Origin of the sequence: Paraliobacillus salinarum (assembly GCF_014083865.1) — a bacterium.
GTDB lineage: Bacteria > Bacillota > Bacilli > Bacillales > Amphibacillaceae > Paraliobacillus > Paraliobacillus salinarum.
The window spans coordinates 48,008-73,209 of sequence record NZ_JACEFA010000012.1 but is presented as its reverse complement, the minus strand read 5'-3'; the positions used below and the strand labels follow the sequence as shown (position 1 = coordinate 73,209).

The following is a 25,202-nucleotide window of genomic DNA, read 5'->3' as shown; positions in this document are numbered from 1 at the left end:
AGGAAGTGACAGGTTTGCTTAATCTTTTTTTTACGTATGATTTTTTACAAAATACATTTTACACCGGTTTATTAATTGGGCTAATTGGGCCCTTATTAGGGACATTTGTTGTCGTAAGAAGATTATCACTTATTGCAGATGCCCTCTCACATGTCACATTAGGTGGAATAGCATTTGGCTTATTTTTAGAAAAAAAATATGGGGTGTTATTTCTATCTCCTTTTTACGCAGGGATGGGATTTTCGGTAGTTGGTTCGATATTTATTGAACGATTGCGTAGTGTATATAAAGCATATCAAGAGTTAGCGATACCTATTATTTTATCTGGTGGTGTTGGTCTAAGTGTTATTTTCATCTCCTTAGCTGATGGGTTCAATACAGATTTATATGGTTATTTATTCGGGTCGGTTACTGCAGTAAGTCGAAATGATTTGTGGAGTATTGTGGTCATCACTATTATTGTGTTAACTGTTCTTTTCTTGTTTTACAAAGAGCTATTTATGCTATCCTTCGATGAGGAGCATGCAGTGGTTTCAGGGATTCATTCAAAAAGAATACATTTTATCTTTATTGTTTTAACCGCGTTGGTTATTTCCGCTTCTATTCGAATTGTTGGTGTTTTACTCGTATCTGCTTTAATGACTCTTCCTGTTGCAGCTAGTATCCGTATTGCTAAAGGATTTAAACAAACTATATTTTTCTCTGTCATCTTTGGAGAATTATCTGTTATCATAGGTTTATTAACAGGCTATTATTTCGAGATCCCACCAGGGGGTACGATCGTATTGACGTCTATTATTATCTTAATTTTAACTATCTTTAGTAAAAAATTATGGAACTACTTTACACGAAAGACGGTGATTCAATGAAAGTAGAAGAGGCTTTATCCGTTCTGAAAAAAGAAGGATATAAATATACAGATAAACGAGAAGTAATGTTAACTTTTTTTAGTCATGAAAATCGATATCGCACTGCAAAAGATCTATTAAAACATATGGAACCAAATTTTGAAGGCATTAGTTTTGATACGATTTATCGTAATCTACATTTATTTGATCAATTGGAAATATTGGAGTCTACCGAGTTAAACGGAGAAAAGCACTTCCGTATGAGATGTGATCATCACCATCACCACCATTTCATATGTAAAAATTGTGGTATTACAAAAGAAATTCATCAGTGCCCAATGGACGATATTCAAGATGAGTTAAAAGGTTTTATGATAGATGATCATAAGTTTGAAATTTACGGGATGTGTCCAAGTTGCCAAGTAGAAGCACCTATGTATTAATCATTTTTATTGGTTCAGGTGGGGCAATTGGATCTCTATTACGATACGGAATGGCACAACTATTTTCAACAGATGCTTTTCCATATGGTACATTGATTGCTAATATTTTGGGCTGTTTTGTACTAGCGTTTCTGACAAACTATGCATTTATTAAAAAAAATGTGCCAAACGATATTAAGCTTGCTATTAATACCGGGATCATTGGTTCGTTTACAACTTTCTCAACGTTCACCGTAGAAACGTTCACATTGCTTACCGATCACTTATTGGTAGGGATTATGTATTCCACTTTAAGTATAGTTGTTGGGCTACTTGCTTGTTTTATAGGTTATTTACTAGCCAATAAGAAGTCACCCAACAAGGAGGTAATAGAATGAGCCTACTATATATTGCTTGTGGAGGATTTCTCGGAGCGAATGCACGCTATTTTTTGGGAATTAAATTAAATCGTACTAATCCATTGCGACCATATGGTACTTGGATTGCTAATATTACTGGCTCAATCTTATTAGGCATTTTATTTGTTAGTTTCGAGAAAAGTATCATTTCTCCATCTCTATGGCTATTATTTGGGACAGGATTTTGTGGGGCATATACGACCTTTTCAACCTTTGGTACAGAAACCTTAGAAATGATTTTATCCAATAAATATTTTCAAGCATTTTTCTATTGTTTAAGCTCCATTTTAGTCAGCCTAGCTGGAGTCGCCATTATTTTTCTATTAACTTGAGAAATCGAGCGTATCTCTTAGATACGCTCGATTTTTTATGTTATCCAATAATTTTTTCTATAACGTAGTGTTCTTCACGATCTAAAATGTTTTGGTGCATTACTGCTTCAATTTCTTTCTGCATATATTCTGCTAAATCATTTGCTTCTTCTTGTTCACCAGATATATATATTTTCTGCCATTGATTGTCTTTTGCTTGTTTATCTAAGGTTGGTGCTAGACTTTTATACCAACGTTTTCGATTTTCCTCGAACCTTTTCTTAAATTGATCGATTTGTGTATTTCTACCGCCTTTACCCATCGATGCATCTGCTCGATGCGGACCGGCATATTGACGCCAATCTTCTGTATCAATATCTAATTCAAAGTGTTTTGTTTCACCAACTTCTCCAAGTTCCGTCTCTATTGTTTTCACCTGATTTTGTTGTACTAAGACTACTCCAGACTTAGGATATTGACTATACATTTCCTCCAATTGTTCAATAACCGGAGTTTCTTGCCAATAAAAATTTGTTTCCACAGACACTTGTAATATTTCTGCTAGCCAAAAAGAATCATCTGATGTAGCAATAATAACGACACCTTTTTTTAGATTCTTCTGATTCTCATTAATAAATTCGTCTATTTTTTTACGCACGGATTGAAATTTTTTCAATTCCTCTTTGTCTTCTTTTAGATAATTTTCAAAACTATTTAATCCATTTTTTAAATGTATTTTCCACTCTCCACCTTGTTGCTCGGGATCAGCTGGATCTGTATTTAAATACATCGTTAACACACTATCAGGTTTCGTTAGTTGCATCGTTTTTAGCTTATTCCACTGTTTATTTATTTGCATACTTTATACGTCCTCCTTTAGAATGTCATTGAAATATCACTTAGTAGAGTGTATCCTAAATGCAGATCAGTCAAACATCTTTCTATACATTCCAACGATTGAAGGACGATAAGTAATGGCTAAACAAATGAAATGGCAAGTAGCACAGTTTAGTGTAATTGGAGGAAGCAATGCGTTAGTTGACATTCTTTCATTAAATATTTTATTAGCTATTTGGCCTTCTACGAATCATAATATTTTACTGCTATTTAACACCATTGCATATCTATTAGCGATTTTTAACAGTTATATTTGGAACACAAAATATACGTTTCGACACCGTTCATTTTTTGGGAGAAAAGAATTGTCATTATTTATTTTACAAGCAATGATTGCATTAGGTGTCAGCAATCTTGTATTTCTTGGTTTGTTTGAAATATTAGAATTTCAAACAATTATACATTTTTCTGGATTTGTTAAACAAAACATTTCAAAAGGTATGGCAATGTTTCTTTCTTCGACGACGAGTTTCTTTTTAATGAAGTATTTTGTTTTTAATAAGTAAAAATACACATGGGAAATAGGTGGGTTATAACACCATTTCTCCTGTGTATTTTCATTATTCACGTCTATTTAACTATTAAAACTGGACATTCTACTCGTTTTGCTACTTTATGGCTAACACTTCCTAATACCATTTCTTGAAGACTATTTAATCCACGGCTGCCAATCACACAAATATCCACATTACTTTCATTAGCAAACTTTACAATAGCCGGTCCAGGTTCCCCGTGAAGAATTTTGATTTCGTATGGAATATTTTTTTCTTTTAATTTTCTTTCTGTGATCATTAATTTTTCTTTTCGACTATGGTCAAGGTCCATTGCATTCCAATGATGTATTACATCCGTTTTAGAAGCAGCTCCATCCACTACAAAGACAATCATAATCGTCGCGTTTGGATTATTTTCAGCTAATATCATTGCATTTTGACAAGCTCGAATAGCATGCTCCGAACCATCTGAGGCCAATAAGATATGATTATACATCTGACATTCTCCAATCCGTTTTGTTTTTCATTATTATAACATTTTTTTACGTCTTTGCGTTTTTAACCCATACATTATACATATGTTTTTTTCATTTGTTACTTAAAAAAAGCTCCATACTACTTGCACAAATATCCATTAAATACAACTTATGAAATCCTGTGCTTTATTTTCTGCTCATTTTGTTCGAATTAACCACTAATTTGGTCATTCATCACTTCTTTTGACCACATTTTGTTCGAATCAACCACTAATTCGTTCAATCATTACTTCTTTTGACTACTTTTTGTTCTAATCAACCACTAATTGGGTCGTTCATTACTTCGTTCCCACGCCTTCTGTTCGAATTAACTATTTTTCTATAGTAAAAGTTAGAAGAACAGCGCGCGCAACATCAAATTTAGTATCCAAGCAAAAAAACAGTTCAGCGCTACTTGCATATCTTATCATGCAGGTTGTACTGAACTGTTTATTATATTAATGATTTGCTACATTGGCATTGGCTTTATCAAACATTGCACGCTTCTCAATTAATGTACTACTTGCTTGATTTAACCCTACAATAGTAACCTGTTTTCCATTCTCATTATACTTAAGTACGATTTTATCAATCGCACCTACAGCAGAATCATCCCAAATATGAGTTTGACTAAAATCTAATTCCACTTGCTCTATCTCCTCTTTGAAATCGAATTGAGCAACAAACTCTGTGACTGAAGCAAAAAACAGTTGTCCTGATATTTGAAATACTTTCTTCTTACCACCATCAGCTAACATTGTATTAACATGTACTTTTGAAATTTTTGCGGCAAAGAAGATTGCACTTAATAATACACCAGCTACAACACCAATAGCTAAATTATGTGTGTAAACGACAGTTGCAACTGTGACAACCATTACTACCGAATCCGTTACTGGCATCTTATGAATAGTGAGCACTGATTGCCAATCAAACGTACCAATGGAAACCATAATCATCACACCAACAAGTGCGGCCATTGGGATTTGAATAAGAAGATCATTGAATACTAGAATAAGCATCATCAAGAATACACCAGCAGTTAAAGCAGATAGTCTACCTCTTCCACCTGATTTCACATTAATAACAGATTGTCCTATCATAGCACAACCTGCCATTCCACCAAAAAATCCACTAATTACATTAGCGATTCCTTGTCCTTTTGCCTCTTTATTCTTGTTGCTATCTGTATCTGTCATATCATCAACAATTTGTGCAGTCAGAAATGATTCCAAAAGACCAACAATAGATAAAGCTAATGCATATGGAAAGATAATCGTTAGTGTCTCAAAAGTTAATGGAATATTAGGTATTAAAAACATAGGCAATGTTTGTGTTAATTCACCCATATCACCAACTGTACGTACATCACTTCCTGTATAAATAGCTATCGCACTAATGACAACAATTGCAACAAGTGGAGCAGGTACAACATTAGTCAACCTTGGTAACAAATAGATAATCGCTAAAGCTCCGGCTACCATTGCATACATTACCCATGTTTCATCAACAAAATGCGGTAATTGTGCAGTGAAAATTAAAATAGCTAAGGCATTAACAAATCCCATCATAACGGACCTTGGGATAAATTTCATAAATCTTGCTATACCACCGATACCTAAAATAAATTGAATAATTCCAGTTAAAATAGTAGCAGCAAATAAATATTGTAAACCATGCTCCGCTACCAATGATCCCATTAATAGAGCCATTGCACCTGTAGCAGCCGAAATCATACCTGGACGTCCTCCTGTAAATGCGATAACAACCGCTATACAAAAGGAAGCATAAAGACCTACCATTGGGTTTACACCAGCTATAATTGAAAAAGCTATTGCTTCTGGAATTAAAGCAAGAGCAACAACAATACCAGCTAATACATCCCCTTTTACGTTACTAAACCATTCCTGTTGTATTTTTGAAATAGTCAATATTACACCTCTCTCTTTTTCTGTTTCTTAATTTGTGACTTTTAACTCTCATAAAAGTCGGGACCGTTGTGAACAGATTGGATAATACCATAAATCAAATCACACGACAAACAGCATGTAAGCGCAAATATATTAGGTTTACTTCGAATCTCGTTACTTTTCAAGACTTTTCGACAATATGCTAAATTTATTTTGTCACAAAGAAAAAAGCTAAGAACCATACATGGACTCAGCTATTAATTATTGGTGTTCTCATATACTAAAGGTTTCGATTCTCTGCCAATAGCAGTGGAACTAATTTATTTTTTTGAAAAATGGAATCATAATACCTAATTGGAACAGGTTTTGGTCCAACATAAGGCGCAATTTCAATTGTAAAGCTTGGTCGTTTATAATAGGAAATAAACCAATCTGTGAAGCCTCCTCCACTTGGATTATCACTTGGAAAAATCAATTCATATCCTGTCAATTCTGCTAATTTTAAAGCTATCTCTTTTGAACTTCTTTCTAATTCCCCTTTACTCTTATATTTCCAAAAAATTTCTTCTCCTGAGGAATGATATGCAGCAGCTATCTTGATTGACTGTGACTGCACATAATTATAAACCGCCAAAGCCTCTGGTTCAGATAAAGGAGTATACCCTTTGAAATTTTCTAATAAAGGTTTTCCAGGATCAGATTGAATATCAGCCCAATCAACTGGGTACTGTCTATTTAAATCAACACCATTAATATTTGCCTTCCATGCTGAAAAATCATCTGATCCCTGATTCCACTTTATTAAAAGGTGCTTATCCTTTGTTGATTGTATACCCTTTTGTACAAGCGTCACTCCATCCGGATTAACCATTGGAACAAATATAAATGTACAAGTATGCAGTATACTTTTTATTCTTTGTTTTGTTGAAGGTGACATGTCATCTCCCATTGTTGCATAGGTTTCTATTATGTCCATTAATAATGGTGTTGTTAGCCATTCTCTTGCATGATGCGCTCCACTAATAAATATTTTATCAGGACCATTACCTAATTGAAGAGCTATAAGTTTGCGATTCTCTATTGAATATCCTATTATTTCTGTCTTTATTAAGTTAGGATAACGATCCATTAGTCTCATGGCATCTTTAAATAATCTATCATATGTGTAAACTTGCTTTGCACAAATAATTTTTTCCACAAGTAACCCCTCCTATTCTATATCTATGATTATGAGAAGAGGTTATTCAAAAAGTTTAATAGATACCGTCATTTACTTTTTACATTATCGATCAAAAAAACATGAACCAACAATTGTTGATTCATGTTCTTATGATTAAAAATGAGATAATAATTCTCTAACTTTTTTATCTAGTTCTTGTTGATTTGCACGGATATTATTTACTGACTTAGTTAGATTCTCTGACGAGGTTGTTGCCTCTTCTATTCCAGCAGCAGATTCTTCAGAAACAGAAGCAATATTTGTAATTGAATCATTAATAACCTTTGTACTATCTAATACATCATACAGATTACTTGATACGTCCTCAATTTCTTTTCCTACATTATTAATGATCTGTTTTAATTGATCAAACGTAGAACCTGTTGTTTTGATTTGTGATGAGCCTTCATTTACAGCTTCATACCCTTTTTCTAAAACAGAAACTGCAGCTTTTGATTCTTCTTGAATACCATTTGTTGTATGTGTGATATCGGTAATTGAGTGACTTACTTGTTCTGCCAATTTTCTTACTTCATCAGCAACAACCGCAAAACTTTGTCCATGTTCACCTGCTCGAGCTGCTTCAATTGCCGCATTAAGGGCTAATATATTTGTTTGTTCTGCAATACCTTGGATAACTGTTACCAAACTAGTAATCTTATCTGTCATCACATCTAAACCTTTAACTTTTTCAAGAGACTCTTTGATTGTTTGATCGATGACACTCATTTTATCAACAGATTGATGCATTAAATTGGTACCTTCATCTGTGATCGATAACATAGATTTTGATTCCTCTTTAATGTTTTCACCATTTAATACAACATTCATAATCGTATTAGTAAATTGTTGCATCGTTTCAGTTAATGAAGAAGCTGAGTTAGCTTGTTCTTCCGATCCGCTAGAGATTTCATGAAGAATAGCAGTAATATTATTACTATCCTTTTCTAGAATATCTCTACTTTCATCTAAAGTTTTGCTCTTTGTATCAATTTGGTCAGAAACCTCTGCTACAAAAGAATCCATTTGGTGTGATTTATCATATGATGTATCAATTAATTCATCTAATTGAATAAACTCTTTGTTTTTTAAATAGGGCTCTGGAAGTTCGTCCGTTTTACTATTTGCTATTATTTCAAGCTTATTATTTATGTGTTTCAATTGTTTCAATATTTTTTTTGCTGAAAAATGTGCAATAATAAAGCTTAAAAGAATGACAAGCGATAATCCAATAATTACTTCTGTTGAGAAATCCTTAAGCTGTGTTATTGTGTAAATCGTGACTGAGCTATGTAGCACAATAACAAATAAAAAGCTAAAAAACAAACTAAGTCTTAACTTCATATGTACCACTCCATATTATAATATTATTCTGGCTTAAAATTACTAAGATTGTTTTTATGAAAGTATTTTTCCAAGTGCCTGTTGTATACGTTCTTGATCAAAAGGCTTTACTATAAAATCTTTTGCACCAGCTTGTATTGCCTCTAGCACCATTTGTTGCTGTCCCATTGCAGAACACATGACAATCGTTGCTTTCGGATCATTTTTTTTAATTTCTTTTACTGCCTCGACACCGTTCATCTCAGGCATTGTAATATCCATTGAAACTAAGTCCGGTTTTAATTCATTGTATAAATCAATTGCAATCTTTCCGTTTTCTGCTTCCCCTACTACTTCATGCCCTAATGAAGTAAAAATATTTTTCAATTGCATACGCATGAACGCTGCATCATCTGTAACCAAAATTCTTGCCATTACGTATATTTCCTCCTTTTATCTCTATTGCTCATTTATTACTTGTTTCACTTCACTGACTTCTTCATAATTCAAAATGTGCTCTAAATCTAACAACAATAATAAACGGTCTTCCAATTTCGCTACACCTTGTAGAAAATTACCGTTCACTCCTTTAATCGTTGTCGGTGCCTCTTCGATCGTAGAAGCATCAATATCAATCACATCATTTGCTTCATCCACTACAAATCCTACTTGCACATGATTCACATTAGATAAAAGCACCCTTGTTTGATCTGTCTGCTGAGAACGCGTTAATCCCATTCGAGTTTTTAAATCGATGATTGGGACTACTTCATTCCGAAGGGTCGTTATTCCATCAATAAATTCGGAAGTTTGAGGTAAAGCAACTACTTCCTGCAACAATTCAATTGAAACAATTTGTTGAATACTTGCAGCATAAGATTGACCTTGTAACTGAAATACAATGTACTTTTCAATACTCATGATTTATCTCCTTCACGATATAATATGTATAATGTTTCCTATGAAAATAATACCATGTTTCTACAAATTAATCGAAGCATTTTTTATAAAAACAAAATACGTTTAAAGATTATTGGTTTAGTAATAAATACACTTCTACTTTACCAATGTTTTCATATTCGATAGTTACAAAGAAAGATCGCTTAAAACCCGTTAATTGTGCATTTCCTTTTAAAACAGTCGGATACGTAATATCTGTGCTAATTTCAACACTAGCTAAATAAGTGGATAAGCTTCCTGCAATCATGTTACCTAATTCTCCTGCAAAAGAATCTAACATTTCTTGAGAGAGCGGCATGCCAAACATTTTCTCACCAATGTGACTAAAAACATTTTCTTTTGCCTGTAAAATTAATTCTCCTTTAATTTCTCCTGTAAAACCAACTAATACACCTAGTTCAACTGTTAGAGGTGGTGAGATAAGCTGTGGTGACCCTATATTCGGATCAAGTGGAATGACTTTTTTCACTGTTATAATCGTTCCATTGTAGACTTCCTTAATAACTTCATTCAAATTCTTTGTTTCCATGAGGTTCTTCCTTCCTGATGTGTAATACGAATAGAAAATGTTTTTGTGTTTCTTTTAAACTATTTCTTTATTACTATTATTTTCGACATAAACATGTAAGAAGTTAAGCACTTTTTATTTATTATCAAAATTTCATAAAAAAAAGCGTGCAAAAGGTTTTAAAAGGTCTATCTTAGACAGCTTTTTAAAACACAATCACAACGCTTTTTTTTATTTCTGTACACCTTCTTTTATTTCATTCGCCATTTCTTCAACAGAAAGTAGTCCGCCTCCTGAAATATACCAATAATAAGGATTAAGATAGACAATATTATTGTTTTTTGCCGCATTTGTTCCTTGGACAAGATCATTATCTAACGTTTTTTTAGCTGACGCTTCTCCACCAACGATCATATTACGATCAATTACAAACAAGTAATCTGGATTTGTTTCTGCAATATATTCAAAACTCACATTTTGACCATGTGTAGAAGCTTCAATTTTTTCGTCTGCAGGGGTTACACCTAATTCATCATGTATAAAACCAAAACGTGATCCTGGTCCATATGCACTAATTCCACCATCATTTGTTAAAATAACTAAGCCTTTTCCTTCAGAAGATTCGATAATTGATTTAACTTCATTAACTGTCGTCATTACTTCGTCTAACTTCTCTTTTGCTTTATCTTCTAATCCGAATATTTCTCCTAATGTTTTTACATTTGATTGAAATGACGTCAAATAGTCCGTTGTATCTACCCCCATATAAATGGTAGGTGCTAGTTCAGATAATTCTTCGTATACATTTGATTGACGTCCAGAAATAATAATAAGATCCGGATCTATTATCGATAGCGCTTCAAAATCTGGCTCTTTTACTGAACCCACATTTTCGTAAGTATCCTTACCATATTTTTCTAAATGAGGTGGTAAGTTACTCTGTGGTACACCAGTGATCTCTACGCCTAATTGATCCAAAGTTTCTAATGTTCCATAATCAAAAACGACAACACGTTCTGGTTTTTTTGGTACTGTAGTCGTACCTAGTTCATGAGTTACCTCTATCTGTTCATTCTCCTCTTGTTGGGTATCGCCACTTGTTTGATCATTTGCTTCACTATCATTATTTGTGCCACAAGCAGCAACTATGAATAGTAAAGCTATAGTTGATAAAAAGAATAATATTCTCTTCATAATTTTCCTCTCCTTTATTAAATTTTTATCATTTCTACAATTGTAGATTGATTAACATCATTGGAAATACAAACAAATCTTACATTGATCTATATCTTGGATTTTAATATCCATATCATATACATCTTTTAATACTTGATTATTGATCATGTCATCCTTTACTCCTTGGTGCATAATTTTCCCTTCACGCAAAGCAACAATATAATCAGAATACACAGAAGCAAAATTAACATCATGTATAACGATAACGACCGTTTTGCCTAGTTCATCAACTAAACGACGCAAAACCTTCATGATTTGAACTGAATGTTTCATATCTAAGTTATTTAATGGTTCATCTAGCAAAATATATTCTGTGTCTTGTGCAATAATCATCGCAATAAAAGCACGCTGTTTCTGACCACCACTTAGCTGATCTAAATATTTATCTTGCATCGATTCTAATTCCATGTATTTAATCGCTTCGGCTACTTTTTCTTTGTCTTCCTTTTTCAATCTTCCCTGAGAATAGGGAAAACGTCCGAAATCAACTAGTTCTTTAACCGTTAATCGAATATTTAAATCATTGGATTGTTTTAATATTGCTATTTTTTTTGCCAGCGAGTTACTTTTCACTTTTGATATTTCTTCATCATCAATTCGAATTTCACCAGCGTCTTTTGTTATTAAACGACTAATCATCGATAAAAGCGTACTCTTACCAGCACCATTCGGGCCGATAAACGAGGTTATCTTGCCTTTTGGAATAGTTACGGAGACATTATCAACTACGGCATGATCGCCATACTTTTTTGTAATCTCTTGAACTCTTACCATGCTTTATTCTCCTTTAAAATTAAATATAAGAAATAAACGCCACCAATAAAGTTAATAATGACACTTATGGTCGTCTCGAACTGAAATAATCGCTCTACAATTAATTGACCACCAACAAGTGCAATTACGCTTAACAAGGCAGTTCCTATTAATAAATATGTGTGCTTATATGTTTTTAAAAATTCATAGGTCACATTTGCAACTAATAACCCAAGAAATAGGATAGGCCCAACTAAAGCCGTTGCAACTGATATCCAAATTGCAATAATAATCAGCAGCCGTTTTACCATATATTCGTAGTCAACGCCTAAATTAATCGCGTGAGATTTTCCTAATGACATGACATCTAAATAAGGAAGAAAACGTATGAAGTATATAAAAGTAAATGAAATTACTGCTATTGCATATGGAATAATGTCTGTATTTATATTATTAAAGCTAGCAAACATTTTGTTTTGTACAATCAAGAATTCATTTGGATCAATTAAAACTTGCATAAAAGAAGATAGACTACTAAAAAAGGTGCCAAAGACTAATCCAACTAATAGTAAAAAATACACATTTTGATTTTTCTTAAAAAGTAGATGGTATAAAAGAAAAGCAAATACTACCATAATAGCTACAGATAAAGCGAAATTAATGGCAGGATTGACACTTACACTACTTGTAGCACCAAAAATAAAAATTAAAAAGGTTTGAAGTAGTATATATAGTGAATCTAATCCAATAATGCTAGGAGTTAGAATGCGATTATTGGTAATTGTTTGAAATACAACAGTAGCAATCGCAATTACTGCTCCTGTAATGATCATTGCTACTACTTTACTTATCCTCCTAGGAAGAATATAATCCCAGTTTCCTGGAATATCCGAGAATAGAAACAAAGCTACAAAGCTCACTGCTAACACAGCTAATATTATGATTTTTGTATTAAGCCGCATGATTTGATCTCCTTAAAATTAAGTATAGGAAGATCCCACTACCTACAACACCAACCGTCACACCGATAGCAATTTCATAAGGGAAAATAATTAATCTACCTACGATGTCACAAGCTAATACAAATATGCTTCCTAGCAATGCAGTATGCGGTAAACTATTCTTCAGGTGATCTCCTCGGTATATAGAAACAATGTTAGGAATAATTAACCCTAAGAAAGGTATCATTCCAACAGTTAAAATAACAACAGATGTCATAATAGCTACAATAATTAAACCGATATGCACAACTAATTTATGATTTAATCCTAAGTTTTTAGAAAAATCCTCTCCCATGCCAGCAATGGTGAACTTATTAGCATATAAATAAGCAATAATGACTAATGGTAGACTAATATAAAGCATTTCATATCTACCTTGAAGTATTAATGCAAAATTACCTTGTAACCAAGAAGACATGTTTTGAATTAAATCGTTTTTGTAGGCAAAAAAGGTAGTTATGGAACTTATGATATTACCAAACATTAAACCTACCAATGGTATGAAAATGGGGTCTTTAAACTTCACTTTCTCTAGTATTTTCATAAACAGCAACGTACCTATTAATGCAAACGCAAATGCAACGATCATTTTCTGAATTGGCCCTGCTGCAGGAAAAATAAGCATTGCGATTAAAATACCAAACCGAGCAGAGTCCATCGTTCCTGCCGTAGTTGGAGAAACAAATTTATTTCTACTTAGCTGTTGCATAATAAGCCCACCGATACTCATTGTTATACCGGCAATAATAATACTTATTAATCTCGGAATACGACTAACCCATAGGATATGTAATTGATCTTTGGAGAGGTTAAATATATCTGTTATTGAAAGTGAAGATACCCCTATAAAAAGAGATAGCACACTTAATAAAAGCAATATAAGAAGTAGGTAACGTTTTTTCATAAAATAATCCTTTTCCAATCAATAATGATATTCATTATCAATTATCTTATCACGTTAAAGTTTTCTGTCAATATCATTTAAGTATTTTACAAACTAATTCGTTGAATATCTTCATCTAAAACAATGGATGATAGTGATTGACGTCTTCATTTATGTTATGATGTGATGTAAGAAAAAGATTTATTTAAGTTGTTAAAATAAAGGAGATTAACTAATGAATGAATTTCAGTTATATATGCAGGAAATGAGTCAACCAATGAGAGATGAATTAACTAATGCTGGCTTTAAGGAATTAACGACTCCAGAAGAAGTAGAAGGCTTTATGTCTAATCTAGAAGGAACATCTTTAGTTGTAGTGAACTCCGTATGTGGATGTGCAGGCGGATTAGCTAGACCAGCCGTACTTGCTGCATTAGAAGAAGTTAAACCTGATCACTTGGTCACTGTTTTTGCTGGCCAAGATCGTGAAGCTACAGAAAAGATGCGCGAATACTTTGTTGGCATTGAACCTTCTTCACCATCCATCGCCATTTTATCAGGTAATCAAGTAGCTCACTTCATTCCTCGTGATGACATCGAAGGTAATGAAGTAGAACCAATCAAAGAAAATATAATTAAGGGAATTCAAACAATTTAAGAAAGCTATGCTTTAATATAACGTTGATAATATCCAAAAAAAGAGGTTCAAATCTTTAATGATTTGAACCTCTTTTGATAGATTAATTTAATACGCGACGAACATGTCCTTTGAATGTATTTGCCCAGTATCCACTACCCATGTTAGCAATTGCAACACCTGTAGAACTTTGAGAACCAATAAACTGATTTCCACCAACATAGATACCTACATGTCCATTTGTTTTGTAAGTATTGAAGAAGACTAGGTCACCCGGTTGCATTTGACTAGGTGAGATTCTCTTTCCAACACCACTTAAAGCGCTTGTGCTTGCAGGTATATTTACGCCACCTTGTCTAAAAGCCCAAGATACATAACCTGAACAATCGAATAAACCTCTTGCAATATCTGATGATGAACGTCCACCACCAAATTTATATGTGGAATTGCCGATGTATTTATAGCCTACTGAAATAATTGAACTTGCATTACCGCTAACTGGTTTCACTTGAGAAGTTTGACTTGCAATGTTCTTTTCATTGTTTGAATTAACTATTGCTTGTGCATTCTCATCAACTTGTCTTAGATCACTTGCTTCAAGTTCCAATTGATTAATTATTGATTTACTATCTGCTTCTTTTTCTTGTAACTTTTCTTTCTTTGCTTCATTTTGTTCCTTCTGTGCCATTGTTTCTTCTTGCATGACTTCAAGATCAGCCTGCATATCTGTTAGTTCATTTAAGCTATCTTCTAAAATTGCCTTTTGATCTTCTACTTTTTGCTTATCTGCTTCATATGCTTCAATTATCGTGTTATCAGCCTTTGTAATCTTAGACACAAGGGCAAATCGATCAATGAAATCACTGAAACTAGTAGAACCAAATAAAACATCTAAATACTGAACTGATCCACCATTTTTTTGTAATGCCGAAGCACGTTCTTTGAGAATTTCAGCACGCTTTTCAATATCTTTTTCTAAATCTGCTATATCTTCTTCAAGTACTTGCATTTCTTCTTCTTTTTCTTCAATTTGTTGCTCTGTTTCTTTCATTTTTTCTTTATTAGCTTTAATTGCTTCATCCGCTCGTTCAATATCTTCATTTAATTCGATTAGTTCTGCCTGAATCGATTCTAATTCTTGTCTTTTTTCTTTCAATTCATCTTGTGTGTCTGCATGTGCCACATCATTACTCAATGGAGCAGCAATCATTAACCCTAATGCAATTGTTATACTTGCTAATACCTTTTTACTATTCAATAGCTTCCACACTCGCTTTCTATGTATATATTGGTCTATTTTTGCAATCTTATGTTTAACTTTCTTCCTAAAAGGTTATATAACTATATGTAATAGATAGGAAAAATATCCTCCTATATTTTAACCAGCAACGACAGTATAACATCCTCAGATTTCAAGCATGTTATATGAATGTTACAATTATATTTCAATCTTGAAAATTATGATTGCGTTTTCATAGTTTTTTGTATTAAATTAGAAATATTAGCAACATCCTCCTAATACTATCTATTAAAATAGAAAAGACAAGTGAGTAGCATGCAATACTCACTTGTCTTTATTTAATGAAAAAGTATCTAACATCTCTTTCAATTCCTTTATATTCATTTGGCCGGGGGCAGATGATTCTGTAATGGAAGCAAATGTTACAGAAGAACCAAAGATTTCTCCCGTCATCCGTGATAGTATTCCTAGATCACCCATGGCCATCGTAATAATTGGGATCTGTGCATGTTTTTCTTTCATTATATAGGTGGCATCCAATAGAACTAACACATCAGCTGGGGTTTTAGGCATTACCGCAATTTTAGCAATATCTGCACTTTTTTCTTGGGCTAATGTTAAACGATGAATGATTTCTTGCTTAGGCGGAGTTTGTTTAAAATCATGATTAGACAATATGACTCTGATATTGTTTTGCTTTGCATAATCAATCAATTCATCACGAATGGATGAAGCTAGGAATAATTCGATATCGATTAAGTCAATATAATTAGTCTCTATCACAGCTTGATATAGTGCTTTATATGTACAGAGATCAAGTGACGTATTCCCACCTTCATTCACTGTTCTAAAAGTAAAAATAATAGGAATGTTTTCTAATTTACTTTTTATTTGTTCTAGTATTTTTATAACTATCGAAATATCTGTTACTTGGTTAAACAAGTCGACTCGCCATTCTACTAAATCAACTTCATTTTCTATTATTTTTTCCAATGCTACATTAATCTCTTCAAGTGTACGCCCCACTATAGGTACGCATATTTTTGGTTTTCCTTGACCGATGGTAACATCCCTTACTTGAATTAATTTATCCACATTATCTCAGCCCTTTGTTTAAAAATTCTGTCATTATTATAGCATTGATTCTTTAAAGATGACATATTGTTCACTACAAAAAAGATAAGGCTATAGGATAAATAACCAATTATATTCTTATTATCATATAATCTCCATTTGTCAATTGAACAACATCTGCTTTTAAAGCCTTGGCAATATCTACAGTCATTTGCTTAGCAGTATTTTTAGACTCAGCCAATAGCGTCAGACAACTACTTGTGAGAATGCGTCCTTTTTTCATCGTCACATAAGCAAGTATGGTATAGTTTGGTTGCATTGTAGATTCTCTTCCCATGCTTTACTCCCCTCTCCAATTTGTCTTCATCACACGATGTGATTTTTTGGCACTTTCAAGTAACGGACATTTTTTAACTACTTCAATTAAAGCATCAATATCTTGTTTTATTGGAACAAGGGCAATGACAACTCTACCTTTTTCATAATCTTTTCTTGTAAAATGATATCGTTTATTCCCAAGTGCTCTTGTAGCTTCAAAAAGCGCCGCCTGACGTTGCCCAAAATTATCAAGATTAATTCGATAGTGATCTTCATTCGGTGAAATAACAACAGCTAGCCCTTCATCCTGTACTAATTTAGAAGCATTATCGGTTCCCAAAAGGTTACTAACAAAGATTCCATCTACAAATAGACTAGAATCTTTCACTTCAATTTTTCCAGCCTCAACTTGTGCTATATCGCCAATCCTCTTACCTTTGGTGAAGTTTTTTAAAAAAAGCAGGATCAACATTCCTACTAAGATGCCGATTGCTATATCGATCCAAAAGGAAAAGGGCATAACCGTAATCGTTAATGACACAGATAAGGCTGTAATAAATGCGATATAATTTCTAGCCTCAAATGTTTTCGCGATACCATCCACATAAGCAGTTCCTCGATAGGTATATTCTGTTTCTTCTAAGTCATTAAGGCTTTCTTTTTCCATTTTTCTTACATCTCTAAATTGTTGCAATGCTAATGTTAAAAAAGTAACAGCAACAAAATTTTTACTAATTAACGCCGGAATTGCTACAGCCCCTAATGCTGCAGCAACAAAACCAGTAACAACATGAATTAAATAACCATTAGGATAACTTGGATATTGACGGTAATCTTCTTTTAATAACCATATCCTAGCTAAAGTCCCAATGATGATAGCAGTTACAATAATACTAAGATTATCAAAAGATAATTGTCCATCTTCCATTCAAGTTCACTCCTTTATCACGATAATATATTCTTACCATAAAGGAGATATCTTATGTATGACCTTTTATATTAGAAATGCGATCAGTAAAGTTAGTATCATAGTTCTCCTTAGTCAAGATTTCATTTTTTGATCGTATAGAATACATAGAATTTTTAACCAATATAGAGATAAGTAAGTATTAATTGTAAGCTTTCGAATAAAATAGATAGGATATATAACACTAGGAATAAGCAGTAAAATAATACGTATAAGGAGAACAAACCATTGATCTACATATATAATGATTTTGGCGGAACACATACTACATCATTGGCGGCTGCGTATCATTTAAATACTTTACCAACAAATAGAACACTAACAACAGAAGAAATCTTAAATGTACAATACTTTAATAAATTAAAAAAGAAAGATCTCGGAAAATTAATATTTCATGGCTTAGATGAAGATGGTAACGAAGTTTATACAATCGGTAGAAAGAATAATAAATATGCAGTACCAGCAATGCAACAAATGGCATCTATATTGCAAAGTAAAAATAAAAATTGTGAAAAGATTGTTTTTTCTAATACTTCTCCCACAGTACCCTTTGTAATGTCTATTGGTGGTTTTTTTGCCAGAGGATTAAACATTTCTTCTTTAGGTGAACCTCTTTTAATTATAGGAGCCAAAAAATGTTGTCAACTAATAAATCAATTAGTGCAAGAAACGAAAAATCAGGGCTATTATACAAAGTCTAATACAACAATCTTAGAAAATTATAACTTTAAACCTTGATCCGAAAGCTGTCACTACTAAAATGTGAGATAAGTGATAATCTTGCCGATTGGTAAAACATTCTCTTGGCAATAATTGTAGTAATTCCGAAGTTGCAAAAAATATTGCATTTTATTAGGACAACTTTTTCAAGCAGCCACACCACTACTTGAGTAAAAGCTTAAGTCGTATTGATATCCCTTTCCCCACACATAATAAGAAGGAAAGGAGGGCTTACTTTGAAAATCAAAGGTGCTGGTGAAAAAATTGAAGAAACGACAGAGAACCTAATGAAAAAAGGCGTACCTGCAAGAACAGCAGCATTTGCTTCATCCATGGCCTATCTGAGACACTTGAAAAAGAAATAATTCTAACACAAAAGGAGCAAAATATTTTTGCTCCTTTGTTTACGACTACTTCTGGTTACTTAGAATCTCCACACTGTGATTTTGCTCCTGGTACTCTTCATCTTTATTGGACACAATTGATTTGGTGTCGTCATACATCTTTATTTCTGCATCCCCCACACTCACATCTGCATTTTTCTTTATATAGGGTTATCGTATTGTTTCTTTAAACAAGCGGATTAAATATGCTTTTTCATAAAAATTCTCGTATCATTCTGATCTATTTGAATCCAGCCTTGCTTTTGATAAAAAGATACATTCTCACGAAAAAGGGTATGCGTAGCTAAATTCATTTCTTCATATCCACGGTTTGCCGCTTCTTTTTCGGCAAAATTTAATAATTTTTTTCCTAATCCATTGTTCTGAAAATTAGGATGTATAGCAATATTTGAAAGGGTTGCAGTGTTTTCGCTGAATGTCATTATTAATCCTGCAACTACTTGATGATTGTGTTTGATCACCCAAACTGGATAATTAGCTATTTCATCCTTATAATCCACCTGCAATGGAGGTAAAGTTTCTATGTTCACTCTATCTTTATACTTTGAATATGCTGCATCCATACATTCATTAAGCCCATTTGCATCTTTTAATTCTGCTTTTCTTATATTAAAATGATCCATTTTATCCCCCCTTTTATATAGAATTTCTATTGCATTTTTTCTGTTATATTGCCAAATCTTCCGTTATTAATAGATTATTGACTTCCTTTTTTACCCCATTCTTCAACGGTAACTGTACTGCACTATTAATGGGCGACTAGGCGAATACGGTTTCCTGAAGGGTCTGTTGTAACGATAGAATCATTTTCTTCAGTAACAGATGCCCCAATGTCCGCTAACTGAGAAATAATTTTATTTTTCAATTCCTTACTTGAAAGCATTAAGGTAAATGACTCTAGCCCAACACTATTAGGAGAAGGTTTTGGTGCACCTATACCATTCCAAGTATTTAAACCGATATGGTGATGGTATTTGCCATCAGAAATAAAAAGTGCTTGACTACCAAATCGATTTACAACTTCAAAACCAAGTCCTTTAACATAAAATTCCTCTGTCTTTTTCAATTCTGATACATGTAAATGGATGTGTCCCATGACTGTTTCAGCCGGCAGCCCTATCCATGATGACTGTCCTCCAACAGATAAGAGATCGGGCAAATTCAAGGGATCAACTGTCATTTCCACTTCACCATTCCTCCAATTCCATTCTGAAGGGTCCCGGTCTATATAAATTTCAATTCCATTTCCGTCTGGATCAGATAAATAAAGTGCTTCACTTACAAGATGATCAGATGAACCGAACTGTACGCCAGTTCCAACAAAATGCTGTACTACTTTTGCTAAATCCGTTCGCTTAGGCAAAAGTAATGCAAAGTGATATAACCCCGCTGTTCTATCTTCTTTTGAAATTACATGATCTGGTTGTTCTATCGTTAATAAAGCAGTTTTTTCATCCGCACTAAATGTAGCAGACCACGTTGTTTGCTCCAGCACCTTAAATCCAATGACTTCTTTATAAAAATTAATAGAACGTTCTAAATTTTGAACTTTTAAATTTACTTTTTTTACAAATGTTATAGGTTCACGATGAAAATTCATTTAGTTACCTCCTGTTAATTGATAAATTTTAACACATTGCATTTTACTTACTTTATGTAAGTTAGTATATATTCGTAAATTAATATGGTCAAGTATCTTTTTTACAAAAAATAATTTAATTATTTTTATAATCCGTTTATAATATAGATAGAGGAGTTGATTTAAATGGATAAGTCGATTTGTCCCAGATTTGAAAAAGCTATGGGTTTCTTAAGCCAAAGATGGACAGGTTTAATTATTTACCAGCTTCTATCTGGCCCACAGCGTTTTTGTAGTATTGAATCATCGATTGGTGTCAGTGGCAGGGTACTATCAGAAAGGTTAAAAGATCTTGAAAACGAGGGAATTGTTAAACGAGATGTTTTCCCAGAAACTCCCGTTCGAATTGAGTATTCATTAACCAAAAAAGGTGTTGCTCTTGAACCTGTTATGCGAGAGATGGAAAAATGGTCACAAAATTGGTTAGAAATATAATAATAACAAAAACTATTATGTGATATATTTCAAGGATACAATTGTAAGAAACTAGGAAGTAGTCAAGTGAATTCCTTCTTAGGAATGGATCTTCAGCTCGTGTGAGTTCCTGCAGAATTAGAAACAGCTCGAACTAAAGATCCACTCTCTTTAAGGAGGTGAGACTAAAACTATCACTTTATGTGACATGGTCTAACTGAACCACGTCCTGTGGCCCGGGACCCGCACCTAAGGAAAGAGAGTATATTTTTACAACGGCGCTTGTTCTATTCCCAAACTCGCTATAATTTGTTGTATTAGATAATCTATTTAATACGCTTTCCCTTTTTTACGACAAGCAAATGGTACGTTGCATTAAATTCAATATACTCTGTGTAACATTCAGATAATACCGTCCATTCGTACGGAGATTGATCAATAATTTGCTTGAGTATACTTTCACGCTTATCTCCTTTTAAAATACAAGTAACAAATAGTCCATTTTCTTTAAGTTGGTTTAATATCTTATTTACGAATTCCGTTTCTTTTTTTTGATCATTTTTATAAAAATGTAACATAGAGTCTAACAGTACAATATCTATATCTTCTGTAATTTGATAGTCATGCATGTCTCCTACTATACCTTGAACATTTAAGCCTCTTTTTTTAGCTTCTTGATTAAGTTGGTTAATCCCAACACTAGAATGATCTACACCAATAACTCTATATCCTAATTCTCCGAGTGCTAATGCATCTCTACCTTGCCCACTTGCCCACACCCTAAATCCAGAACAACTCCCTTTTGGCGATAATTTTGAAAGAATTCAATTAGTCCAGGATACGACTTCCCAAAATAATTTTTCTTTTTATAATAGTCGTCATACGCTACTTTTTTCATTAAAAGTCACCTTCAATTTATCTACATTTTCTTTTTATATTATCACCGAAAATAGCTAGATCAAAATTTCTGAACTTAAATAGTTATTGCAACATTTTTCTAATCGTTTATTTGAAATGTCACAGAAACTCCAATCTATTTTCTGACATTTCTGCCACTTCCGAAGATTAATTTGATAAAATACAAGTAACAAAACAAAAAAAGGTAATGTTTTGAAATTTTCTCATTATGGGGGGATTAAATTGATTAAAAATGCAATTTATTTTTGTCTTGTCATAGTACTACTTACCGTGTCAGGGTGCACAAATCAATCAACTTCGGAAACAGAAAAATTACAAGATCAACTGAAAGAACACGAGCAAGAAATGATAAGCATAAAAGAGGAATACGAATTACATGTTAATAATATTGAAGAGGAAAAAGATGCATATAAAGCTTTTATTGCGAAATCAACTGATTATCTAGAGGAGAATGAGTTGCTAGAGTTAGCTAAAAGCGAATGGCATTATAACATAGAAATAAATGACGACCTTGTTCCTGCTAATGGAAAAGTAGAAATAAACAAGAATGATTTTAAGATTATTTATTCTGAGAAACAAGCTTCACACCAAATATTACCTAGTGAAATTTACATGCAAGGTGCTATTAATGGAGATTATTTTGAACATCTAGTTATAAAAGGTGTTGAGCCAGAACATATTAGACGTACTGACGGAACGATCGTTACAGCTTTCATTTATGAATTTAAAAATGTTCCTTCCGATACGACTATTGAACTTGAAGTTAGTGATGAGCTAAAAGATCGACTTAGATTAGCAACAAATCTAATAAATATTAAAGTAAATTAAAAACGCCCGTTTGTTCTATAGCATCTATAAAGAATTTAATTATTACTTAATAATTTAAGGGAGAAGATAGTTATATGAACAAAGAAAAGATTTATAAGGTATTATCTATATCCTGTTTATTACTAAGTATTTTAATTTGGATTCCAAATATTATTTTTGGTATCTCATCCCCTTTATGGATGTTATCTTTTTTTATTGCACCAGTTGGTATAATGTTTTCAGCGTTGATTAGAAACTACTTACTTATCATTGCAAATGTAATCATGTTTTTTAGTTTTTTTATATTAATGTCTATAGGCTATATCATCAATTCGTTCTCTTAATTCTTCTTAACAAAATTCACTAATTATTTATGAGGTGGCTAAATGAAAAAGATTAATAAAATAATTTTCAGTATTATTCTATTTTTTGTTCTTATAATTTTCCTTATACTTAATCAAGGGTACGACGGTAAATACATAAGGTGGGAAGAAATTACAAATCAAGTCAAATTAGAAGCATTAGAAAGAAACAATATTCCGTATGAAATTAAAGACAATATCATTTATATTCCAGAAGACGCTTTTGATAAAGCCATTTACTGTTGCAGTTAGTTATAACACCCGGACAGCAAAATATTACACGACCTGAGTTCATCACTTTTATTAGAACAAACAAAAAAACCACCAATTATGTATTGGTGGAGACGGTGGGAATCGAACCCACGTCCAGAGATATCGCCACTCAGGCGTCTACATGTGTAGTTGATATATTGTCATTCGCTAACTATTCAGCCTACCAACAGGCTTCCTATTAGCTAGTCTGATTGGTCTCTTCTGAACATCCTCAGACAGTGGATGTCAGCGTATCCCGCTTCAGTTGAGACCCTTCAATCTACCACACGGGCGATGGTAGGAAGGATCCTTTAGTGCTACTTACGCAGCTGCTAAAGAGAAATTGTTTTCTTTGCCAGTTATTATTGGCGTGTAACGTTTAACGAGACGTAACCTCGACACGCAGCCTGAGCTCGATCTACCCCTGTCGAATCCGTAACGTCCCCATGAAATAAAGGAACAAACGGATATGGCTAGAAAAGCCTATATCATATAAAATTGTTTGTCTTGTTTAGTACATATTTATTATAACAAATCTATAACTAATTTCAAGTAAAGGAAACCTGTCAAATCATCCCATAACACAAATGCCAACGCACGATATAACATCTTTTCATAGACTATATTAATTATAGTTAATGGATGTGGTTAGGGTATGGGCAAACCAGAGAATTTCATTTTTGGTGGTTGGGTGCAAGCAGTGGGCACTGTTCTGTCAGCGTTAGGTAATACACCAAACATCCCTGTCTCATTAAAAATAAAAAAAGAGTTCGATCTCCTAGGAAATACATTACAAGCTACTGGGAATGCCATCCAAGTTGAAAAACTAACTCTTGATGATCTTAATAACATAGGAAACGAACTACAAGCAATAGGAAACACTACCGTTGTAGCATCTTTCCTCCTACCTGTTGACCAGCCTACTAAAGAGGGATTAGATACAAAAGGAAATCTACTGCAAGCACTTGGAGGAGCTATCAGTTTTTCAGAAAATTGGAAAGAAAAAAACACGCTGAATGTATTGTATAACGGAATCGGAAACTTATTACAAGTAATCGGTAACAGTCTACAAGCACTTTCTTTACAAAGTAAAGCAGATGCTACCTTAATAAATACAATTGGGCATTGGATTCAAACGACAGGTGCTGTTATGACTGCAATCGGTGGCACGATGGGGGATGAAATATTCAGCTCCCAAAGCGACAGTCCTAATAGTTATTCTTAATCGCTCGATCCATATCACGTTTTGCTTGTTTTCGTTTTAAATCTTCTCGTTTATCGTATTTTTTCTTCCCTTTACCTAATCCGATTAAAACTTTTGCTACACCATTCTTAATATAAATTTTCAATGGTACAAGCGAATAACCTGCTTGCTGTGTTTCACCAATTAACCGATCAATTTCTTTTCGGTGTAGCAATAACTTTCTTGCTCTTGTTGGTTCATGATTGTATCGATTTCCTTGTTCATAAGGAGAAATATGCATATTATGTAGAAAAGCCTCCCCCTTATAATCAATACGGGCAAAACTATCCTTCATATTCACGCGCCGAGCACGAATGGACTTTATTTCTGTACCTTGTAAAACAAGACCGGCTTCAAATGTATCTTCAATCAAAAAATCATGATTTGCTTTTTTGTTTTGGGCGATCAGTTGCCCTTGACCTTTTGGCATAAGCTACTTCCTCCTCTTCCTACATAACATTTATTTTACCAGTTTCAACGGGCATAGACAACGCATATGAATAGACAA

At 33.3% G+C, this 25,202-nt stretch carries 33 protein-coding genes and 1 other RNA gene; 12 read left to right on the top strand and 22 right to left on the bottom strand.

Features of this window, described 5'->3' with window-relative positions; translation table 11 throughout:
* Positions 1 to 14: 14 nt before the first annotated feature.
* From HP569_RS11365 to crcB (HP569_RS11350), 4 genes are read left to right on the top strand one after another with little or no spacing between them, the layout of a single operon-like run.
* Positions 15 to 869, top strand: a complete 855-nt coding sequence (locus HP569_RS11365) for a metal ABC transporter permease (protein ID WP_182201300.1) — start codon at positions 15 to 17, stop codon at positions 867 to 869.
* Positions 866 to 1,291, top strand: coding sequence for a Fur family transcriptional regulator (locus HP569_RS11360; protein ID WP_182201308.1), 426 nt, complete (start codon positions 866 to 868; stop codon positions 1,289 to 1,291). The genes HP569_RS11365 and HP569_RS11360 overlap by 4 nt, the downstream gene beginning before the upstream one ends.
* Complete coding sequence (gene crcB, locus HP569_RS11355) at positions 1,264 to 1,668, top strand: fluoride efflux transporter CrcB (RefSeq protein WP_182201299.1); 405 nt, start codon at positions 1,264 to 1,266, stop codon at positions 1,666 to 1,668. Before HP569_RS11360 ends, crcB (HP569_RS11355) begins: the two co-directional genes overlap by 28 nt.
* Positions 1,665 to 2,021: a fluoride efflux transporter CrcB gene (gene crcB / locus HP569_RS11350; protein ID WP_182201298.1), complete on the top strand. Its 357-nt coding sequence runs from the start codon at positions 1,665 to 1,667 to the stop codon at positions 2,019 to 2,021. Before crcB (HP569_RS11355) ends, crcB (HP569_RS11350) begins: the two co-directional genes overlap by 4 nt.
* 40 nt (positions 2,022 to 2,061) lie before the next feature.
* Here crcB (HP569_RS11350) and HP569_RS11345 read toward each other — a convergent pair whose 3' ends face one another.
* The gene (locus HP569_RS11345; protein WP_182201297.1) at positions 2,062 to 2,859 is read right to left on the bottom strand and encodes a VLRF1 family aeRF1-type release factor; all 798 of its coding nucleotides are present in this window, start codon (positions 2,857 to 2,859) and stop codon (positions 2,062 to 2,064) included.
* Between the two features lie 115 nt (positions 2,860 to 2,974).
* Between HP569_RS11345 and HP569_RS11340 the strand changes: the two genes are divergently transcribed.
* Positions 2,975 to 3,403 carry a GtrA family protein gene (locus HP569_RS11340; RefSeq protein WP_182201296.1) on the top strand — a complete coding sequence of 143 codons (429 nt, stop codon included), beginning with the start codon at positions 2,975 to 2,977 and terminating at the stop codon, positions 3,401 to 3,403.
* A 64-nt stretch (positions 3,404 to 3,467) separates the two neighbouring features.
* Here HP569_RS11340 and HP569_RS11335 read toward each other — a convergent pair whose 3' ends face one another.
* The 11 genes from HP569_RS11335 to HP569_RS11285 all read right to left on the bottom strand — a co-directional run bounded on the left by HP569_RS11335 (position 3,468) and on the right by HP569_RS11285 (position 13,720).
* On the bottom strand, positions 3,468 to 3,887 hold the full coding sequence (locus tag HP569_RS11335) for a universal stress protein (RefSeq protein ID WP_182201295.1): 420 nt from the start codon (positions 3,885 to 3,887) through the stop codon (positions 3,468 to 3,470).
* Between the two features lie 477 nt (positions 3,888 to 4,364).
* A complete protein-coding gene (locus HP569_RS11330) occupies positions 4,365 to 5,837 on the bottom strand; it encodes a SulP family inorganic anion transporter (protein WP_182201294.1) in 1,473 nt (490 codons plus the stop codon).
* Positions 5,838 to 6,096: 259 nt separating this feature from the next.
* Positions 6,097 to 7,014 (bottom strand): M14 family metallopeptidase, encoded by a 918-nt coding sequence (locus tag HP569_RS11325; protein WP_246367118.1) that lies wholly within the window; start codon positions 7,012 to 7,014, stop codon positions 6,097 to 6,099.
* A gap of 135 nt (positions 7,015 to 7,149) precedes the next feature.
* On the bottom strand, positions 7,150 to 8,379 hold the full coding sequence (locus HP569_RS11320; protein WP_182201293.1) for a methyl-accepting chemotaxis protein: 1,230 nt from the start codon (positions 8,377 to 8,379) through the stop codon (positions 7,150 to 7,152).
* 54 nt (positions 8,380 to 8,433) lie between these two features.
* Complete coding sequence (locus HP569_RS11315; RefSeq protein ID WP_182201291.1) at positions 8,434 to 8,793, bottom strand: response regulator; 360 nt, start codon at positions 8,791 to 8,793, stop codon at positions 8,434 to 8,436.
* Positions 8,794 to 8,817: 24 nt separating this feature from the next.
* Positions 8,818 to 9,279 carry a chemotaxis protein CheW gene (locus HP569_RS11310; protein WP_182201290.1) on the bottom strand — a complete coding sequence of 154 codons (462 nt, stop codon included), beginning with the start codon at positions 9,277 to 9,279 and terminating at the stop codon, positions 8,818 to 8,820.
* Between the two features lie 109 nt (positions 9,280 to 9,388).
* Positions 9,389 to 9,847, bottom strand: coding sequence for a chemotaxis protein CheX (locus HP569_RS11305; RefSeq protein ID WP_182201289.1), 459 nt, complete (start codon positions 9,845 to 9,847; stop codon positions 9,389 to 9,391).
* A 210-nt stretch (positions 9,848 to 10,057) separates the two neighbouring features.
* Positions 10,058 to 11,020 (bottom strand): siderophore ABC transporter substrate-binding protein, encoded by a 963-nt coding sequence (locus tag HP569_RS11300; RefSeq protein WP_182201288.1) that lies wholly within the window; start codon positions 11,018 to 11,020, stop codon positions 10,058 to 10,060.
* A 57-nt stretch (positions 11,021 to 11,077) separates the two neighbouring features.
* On the bottom strand, positions 11,078 to 11,836 hold the full coding sequence (locus HP569_RS11295) for an iron ABC transporter ATP-binding protein (protein WP_182201287.1): 759 nt from the start codon (positions 11,834 to 11,836) through the stop codon (positions 11,078 to 11,080).
* Positions 11,830 to 12,777, bottom strand: a complete 948-nt coding sequence (locus HP569_RS11290; protein ID WP_182201285.1) for an iron chelate uptake ABC transporter family permease subunit — start codon at positions 12,775 to 12,777, stop codon at positions 11,830 to 11,832. The genes HP569_RS11295 and HP569_RS11290 overlap by 7 nt, the downstream gene beginning before the upstream one ends.
* Entirely contained in the window at positions 12,767 to 13,720 is a 954-nt protein-coding gene (locus HP569_RS11285) for an ABC transporter permease (protein WP_182201284.1), read from the bottom strand. Before HP569_RS11285 ends, HP569_RS11290 begins: the two co-directional genes overlap by 11 nt.
* A 214-nt stretch (positions 13,721 to 13,934) precedes the next feature.
* On the opposite strand from HP569_RS11285, the gene HP569_RS11280 reads away from it, so the two are divergent.
* Positions 13,935 to 14,357, top strand: coding sequence for a BrxA/BrxB family bacilliredoxin (locus tag HP569_RS11280; RefSeq protein ID WP_182201283.1), 423 nt, complete (start codon positions 13,935 to 13,937; stop codon positions 14,355 to 14,357).
* A gap of 82 nt (positions 14,358 to 14,439) precedes the next feature.
* Here HP569_RS11280 and HP569_RS11275 read toward each other — a convergent pair whose 3' ends face one another.
* From HP569_RS11275 to HP569_RS11260, 4 genes are all read right to left on the bottom strand, one after another.
* Positions 14,440 to 15,594, bottom strand: coding sequence for a coiled-coil domain-containing protein (locus tag HP569_RS11275; protein WP_246367116.1), 1,155 nt, complete (start codon positions 15,592 to 15,594; stop codon positions 14,440 to 14,442).
* Between the two features lie 306 nt (positions 15,595 to 15,900).
* Positions 15,901 to 16,671, bottom strand: a complete 771-nt coding sequence (aroD, locus tag HP569_RS11270; protein WP_182201282.1) for a type I 3-dehydroquinate dehydratase — start codon at positions 16,669 to 16,671, stop codon at positions 15,901 to 15,903.
* Positions 16,672 to 16,780: 109 nt separating this feature from the next.
* Complete coding sequence (locus HP569_RS11265; RefSeq protein ID WP_182201281.1) at positions 16,781 to 16,987, bottom strand: capping complex subunit for YIEGIA; 207 nt, start codon at positions 16,985 to 16,987, stop codon at positions 16,781 to 16,783.
* Between the two features lie 3 nt (positions 16,988 to 16,990).
* Positions 16,991 to 17,896, bottom strand: a complete 906-nt coding sequence (locus HP569_RS11260) for a YIEGIA family protein (protein ID WP_182201280.1) — start codon at positions 17,894 to 17,896, stop codon at positions 16,991 to 16,993.
* 267 nt (positions 17,897 to 18,163) lie between these two features.
* Here HP569_RS11260 and HP569_RS11255 point away from each other — a divergent pair, with 267 nt between their 5' ends.
* Together HP569_RS11255 and HP569_RS14550 are read left to right on the top strand one after the other, a co-directional pair.
* Positions 18,164 to 18,673: a DUF3189 family protein gene (locus HP569_RS11255; protein ID WP_182201279.1), complete on the top strand. Its 510-nt coding sequence runs from the start codon at positions 18,164 to 18,166 to the stop codon at positions 18,671 to 18,673.
* A 218-nt stretch (positions 18,674 to 18,891) separates the two neighbouring features.
* Positions 18,892 to 19,020, top strand: coding sequence for a hypothetical protein (locus tag HP569_RS14550; RefSeq protein ID WP_255306975.1), 129 nt, complete (start codon positions 18,892 to 18,894; stop codon positions 19,018 to 19,020).
* Between the two features lie 218 nt (positions 19,021 to 19,238).
* Here HP569_RS14550 and HP569_RS11250 read toward each other — a convergent pair whose 3' ends face one another.
* Complete coding sequence (locus tag HP569_RS11250) at positions 19,239 to 19,682, bottom strand: GNAT family N-acetyltransferase (protein ID WP_182201277.1); 444 nt, start codon at positions 19,680 to 19,682, stop codon at positions 19,239 to 19,241.
* A gap of 125 nt (positions 19,683 to 19,807) precedes the next feature.
* Entirely contained in the window at positions 19,808 to 20,659 is an 852-nt protein-coding gene (locus tag HP569_RS11245; RefSeq protein ID WP_182201276.1) for a VOC family protein, read from the bottom strand.
* 165 nt (positions 20,660 to 20,824) lie between these two features.
* Between HP569_RS11245 and HP569_RS11240 the strand changes: the two genes are divergently transcribed.
* Positions 20,825 to 21,133 carry a winged helix-turn-helix transcriptional regulator gene (locus tag HP569_RS11240; protein ID WP_182201275.1) on the top strand — a complete coding sequence of 103 codons (309 nt, stop codon included), beginning with the start codon at positions 20,825 to 20,827 and terminating at the stop codon, positions 21,131 to 21,133.
* A gap of 305 nt (positions 21,134 to 21,438) precedes the next feature.
* Here HP569_RS11240 and HP569_RS11235 read toward each other — a convergent pair whose 3' ends face one another.
* Both HP569_RS11235 and HP569_RS14485 read right to left on the bottom strand, forming a co-directional pair.
* Positions 21,439 to 21,891, bottom strand: coding sequence for a class I SAM-dependent methyltransferase (locus tag HP569_RS11235; protein ID WP_246367114.1), 453 nt, complete (start codon positions 21,889 to 21,891; stop codon positions 21,439 to 21,441).
* A complete protein-coding gene (locus HP569_RS14485; RefSeq protein ID WP_246367113.1) occupies positions 21,858 to 22,010 on the bottom strand; it encodes a hypothetical protein in 153 nt (50 codons plus the stop codon). Before HP569_RS14485 ends, HP569_RS11235 begins: the two co-directional genes overlap by 34 nt.
* Before the next feature lie 242 nt (positions 22,011 to 22,252).
* Between HP569_RS14485 and HP569_RS11230 the strand changes: the two genes are divergently transcribed.
* Both HP569_RS11230 and HP569_RS11225 read left to right on the top strand, forming a co-directional pair.
* A complete protein-coding gene (locus tag HP569_RS11230; RefSeq protein WP_182201274.1) occupies positions 22,253 to 22,858 on the top strand; it encodes a hypothetical protein in 606 nt (201 codons plus the stop codon).
* A gap of 365 nt (positions 22,859 to 23,223) precedes the next feature.
* Positions 23,224 to 23,451 (top strand): hypothetical protein, encoded by a 228-nt coding sequence (locus HP569_RS11225; RefSeq protein WP_182201273.1) that lies wholly within the window; start codon positions 23,224 to 23,226, stop codon positions 23,449 to 23,451.
* An 84-nt stretch (positions 23,452 to 23,535) separates the two neighbouring features.
* On the opposite strand, the gene ssrA is transcribed toward HP569_RS11225, so the two are convergent.
* Positions 23,536 to 23,897: a transfer-messenger RNA gene (gene ssrA / locus HP569_RS11220) on the bottom strand.
* 209 nt (positions 23,898 to 24,106) lie between these two features.
* Here ssrA and HP569_RS11215 point away from each other — a divergent pair.
* Complete coding sequence (locus HP569_RS11215; RefSeq protein ID WP_182201272.1) at positions 24,107 to 24,676, top strand: DUF6944 family repetitive protein; 570 nt, start codon at positions 24,107 to 24,109, stop codon at positions 24,674 to 24,676.
* Here HP569_RS11215 and smpB read toward each other — a convergent pair.
* Positions 24,660 to 25,124 (bottom strand): SsrA-binding protein SmpB, encoded by a 465-nt coding sequence (gene smpB, locus HP569_RS11210; protein WP_182201270.1) that lies wholly within the window; start codon positions 25,122 to 25,124, stop codon positions 24,660 to 24,662. The genes HP569_RS11215 and smpB overlap by 17 nt on opposite strands.
* Positions 25,125 to 25,202: the final 78 nt, after the last annotated feature.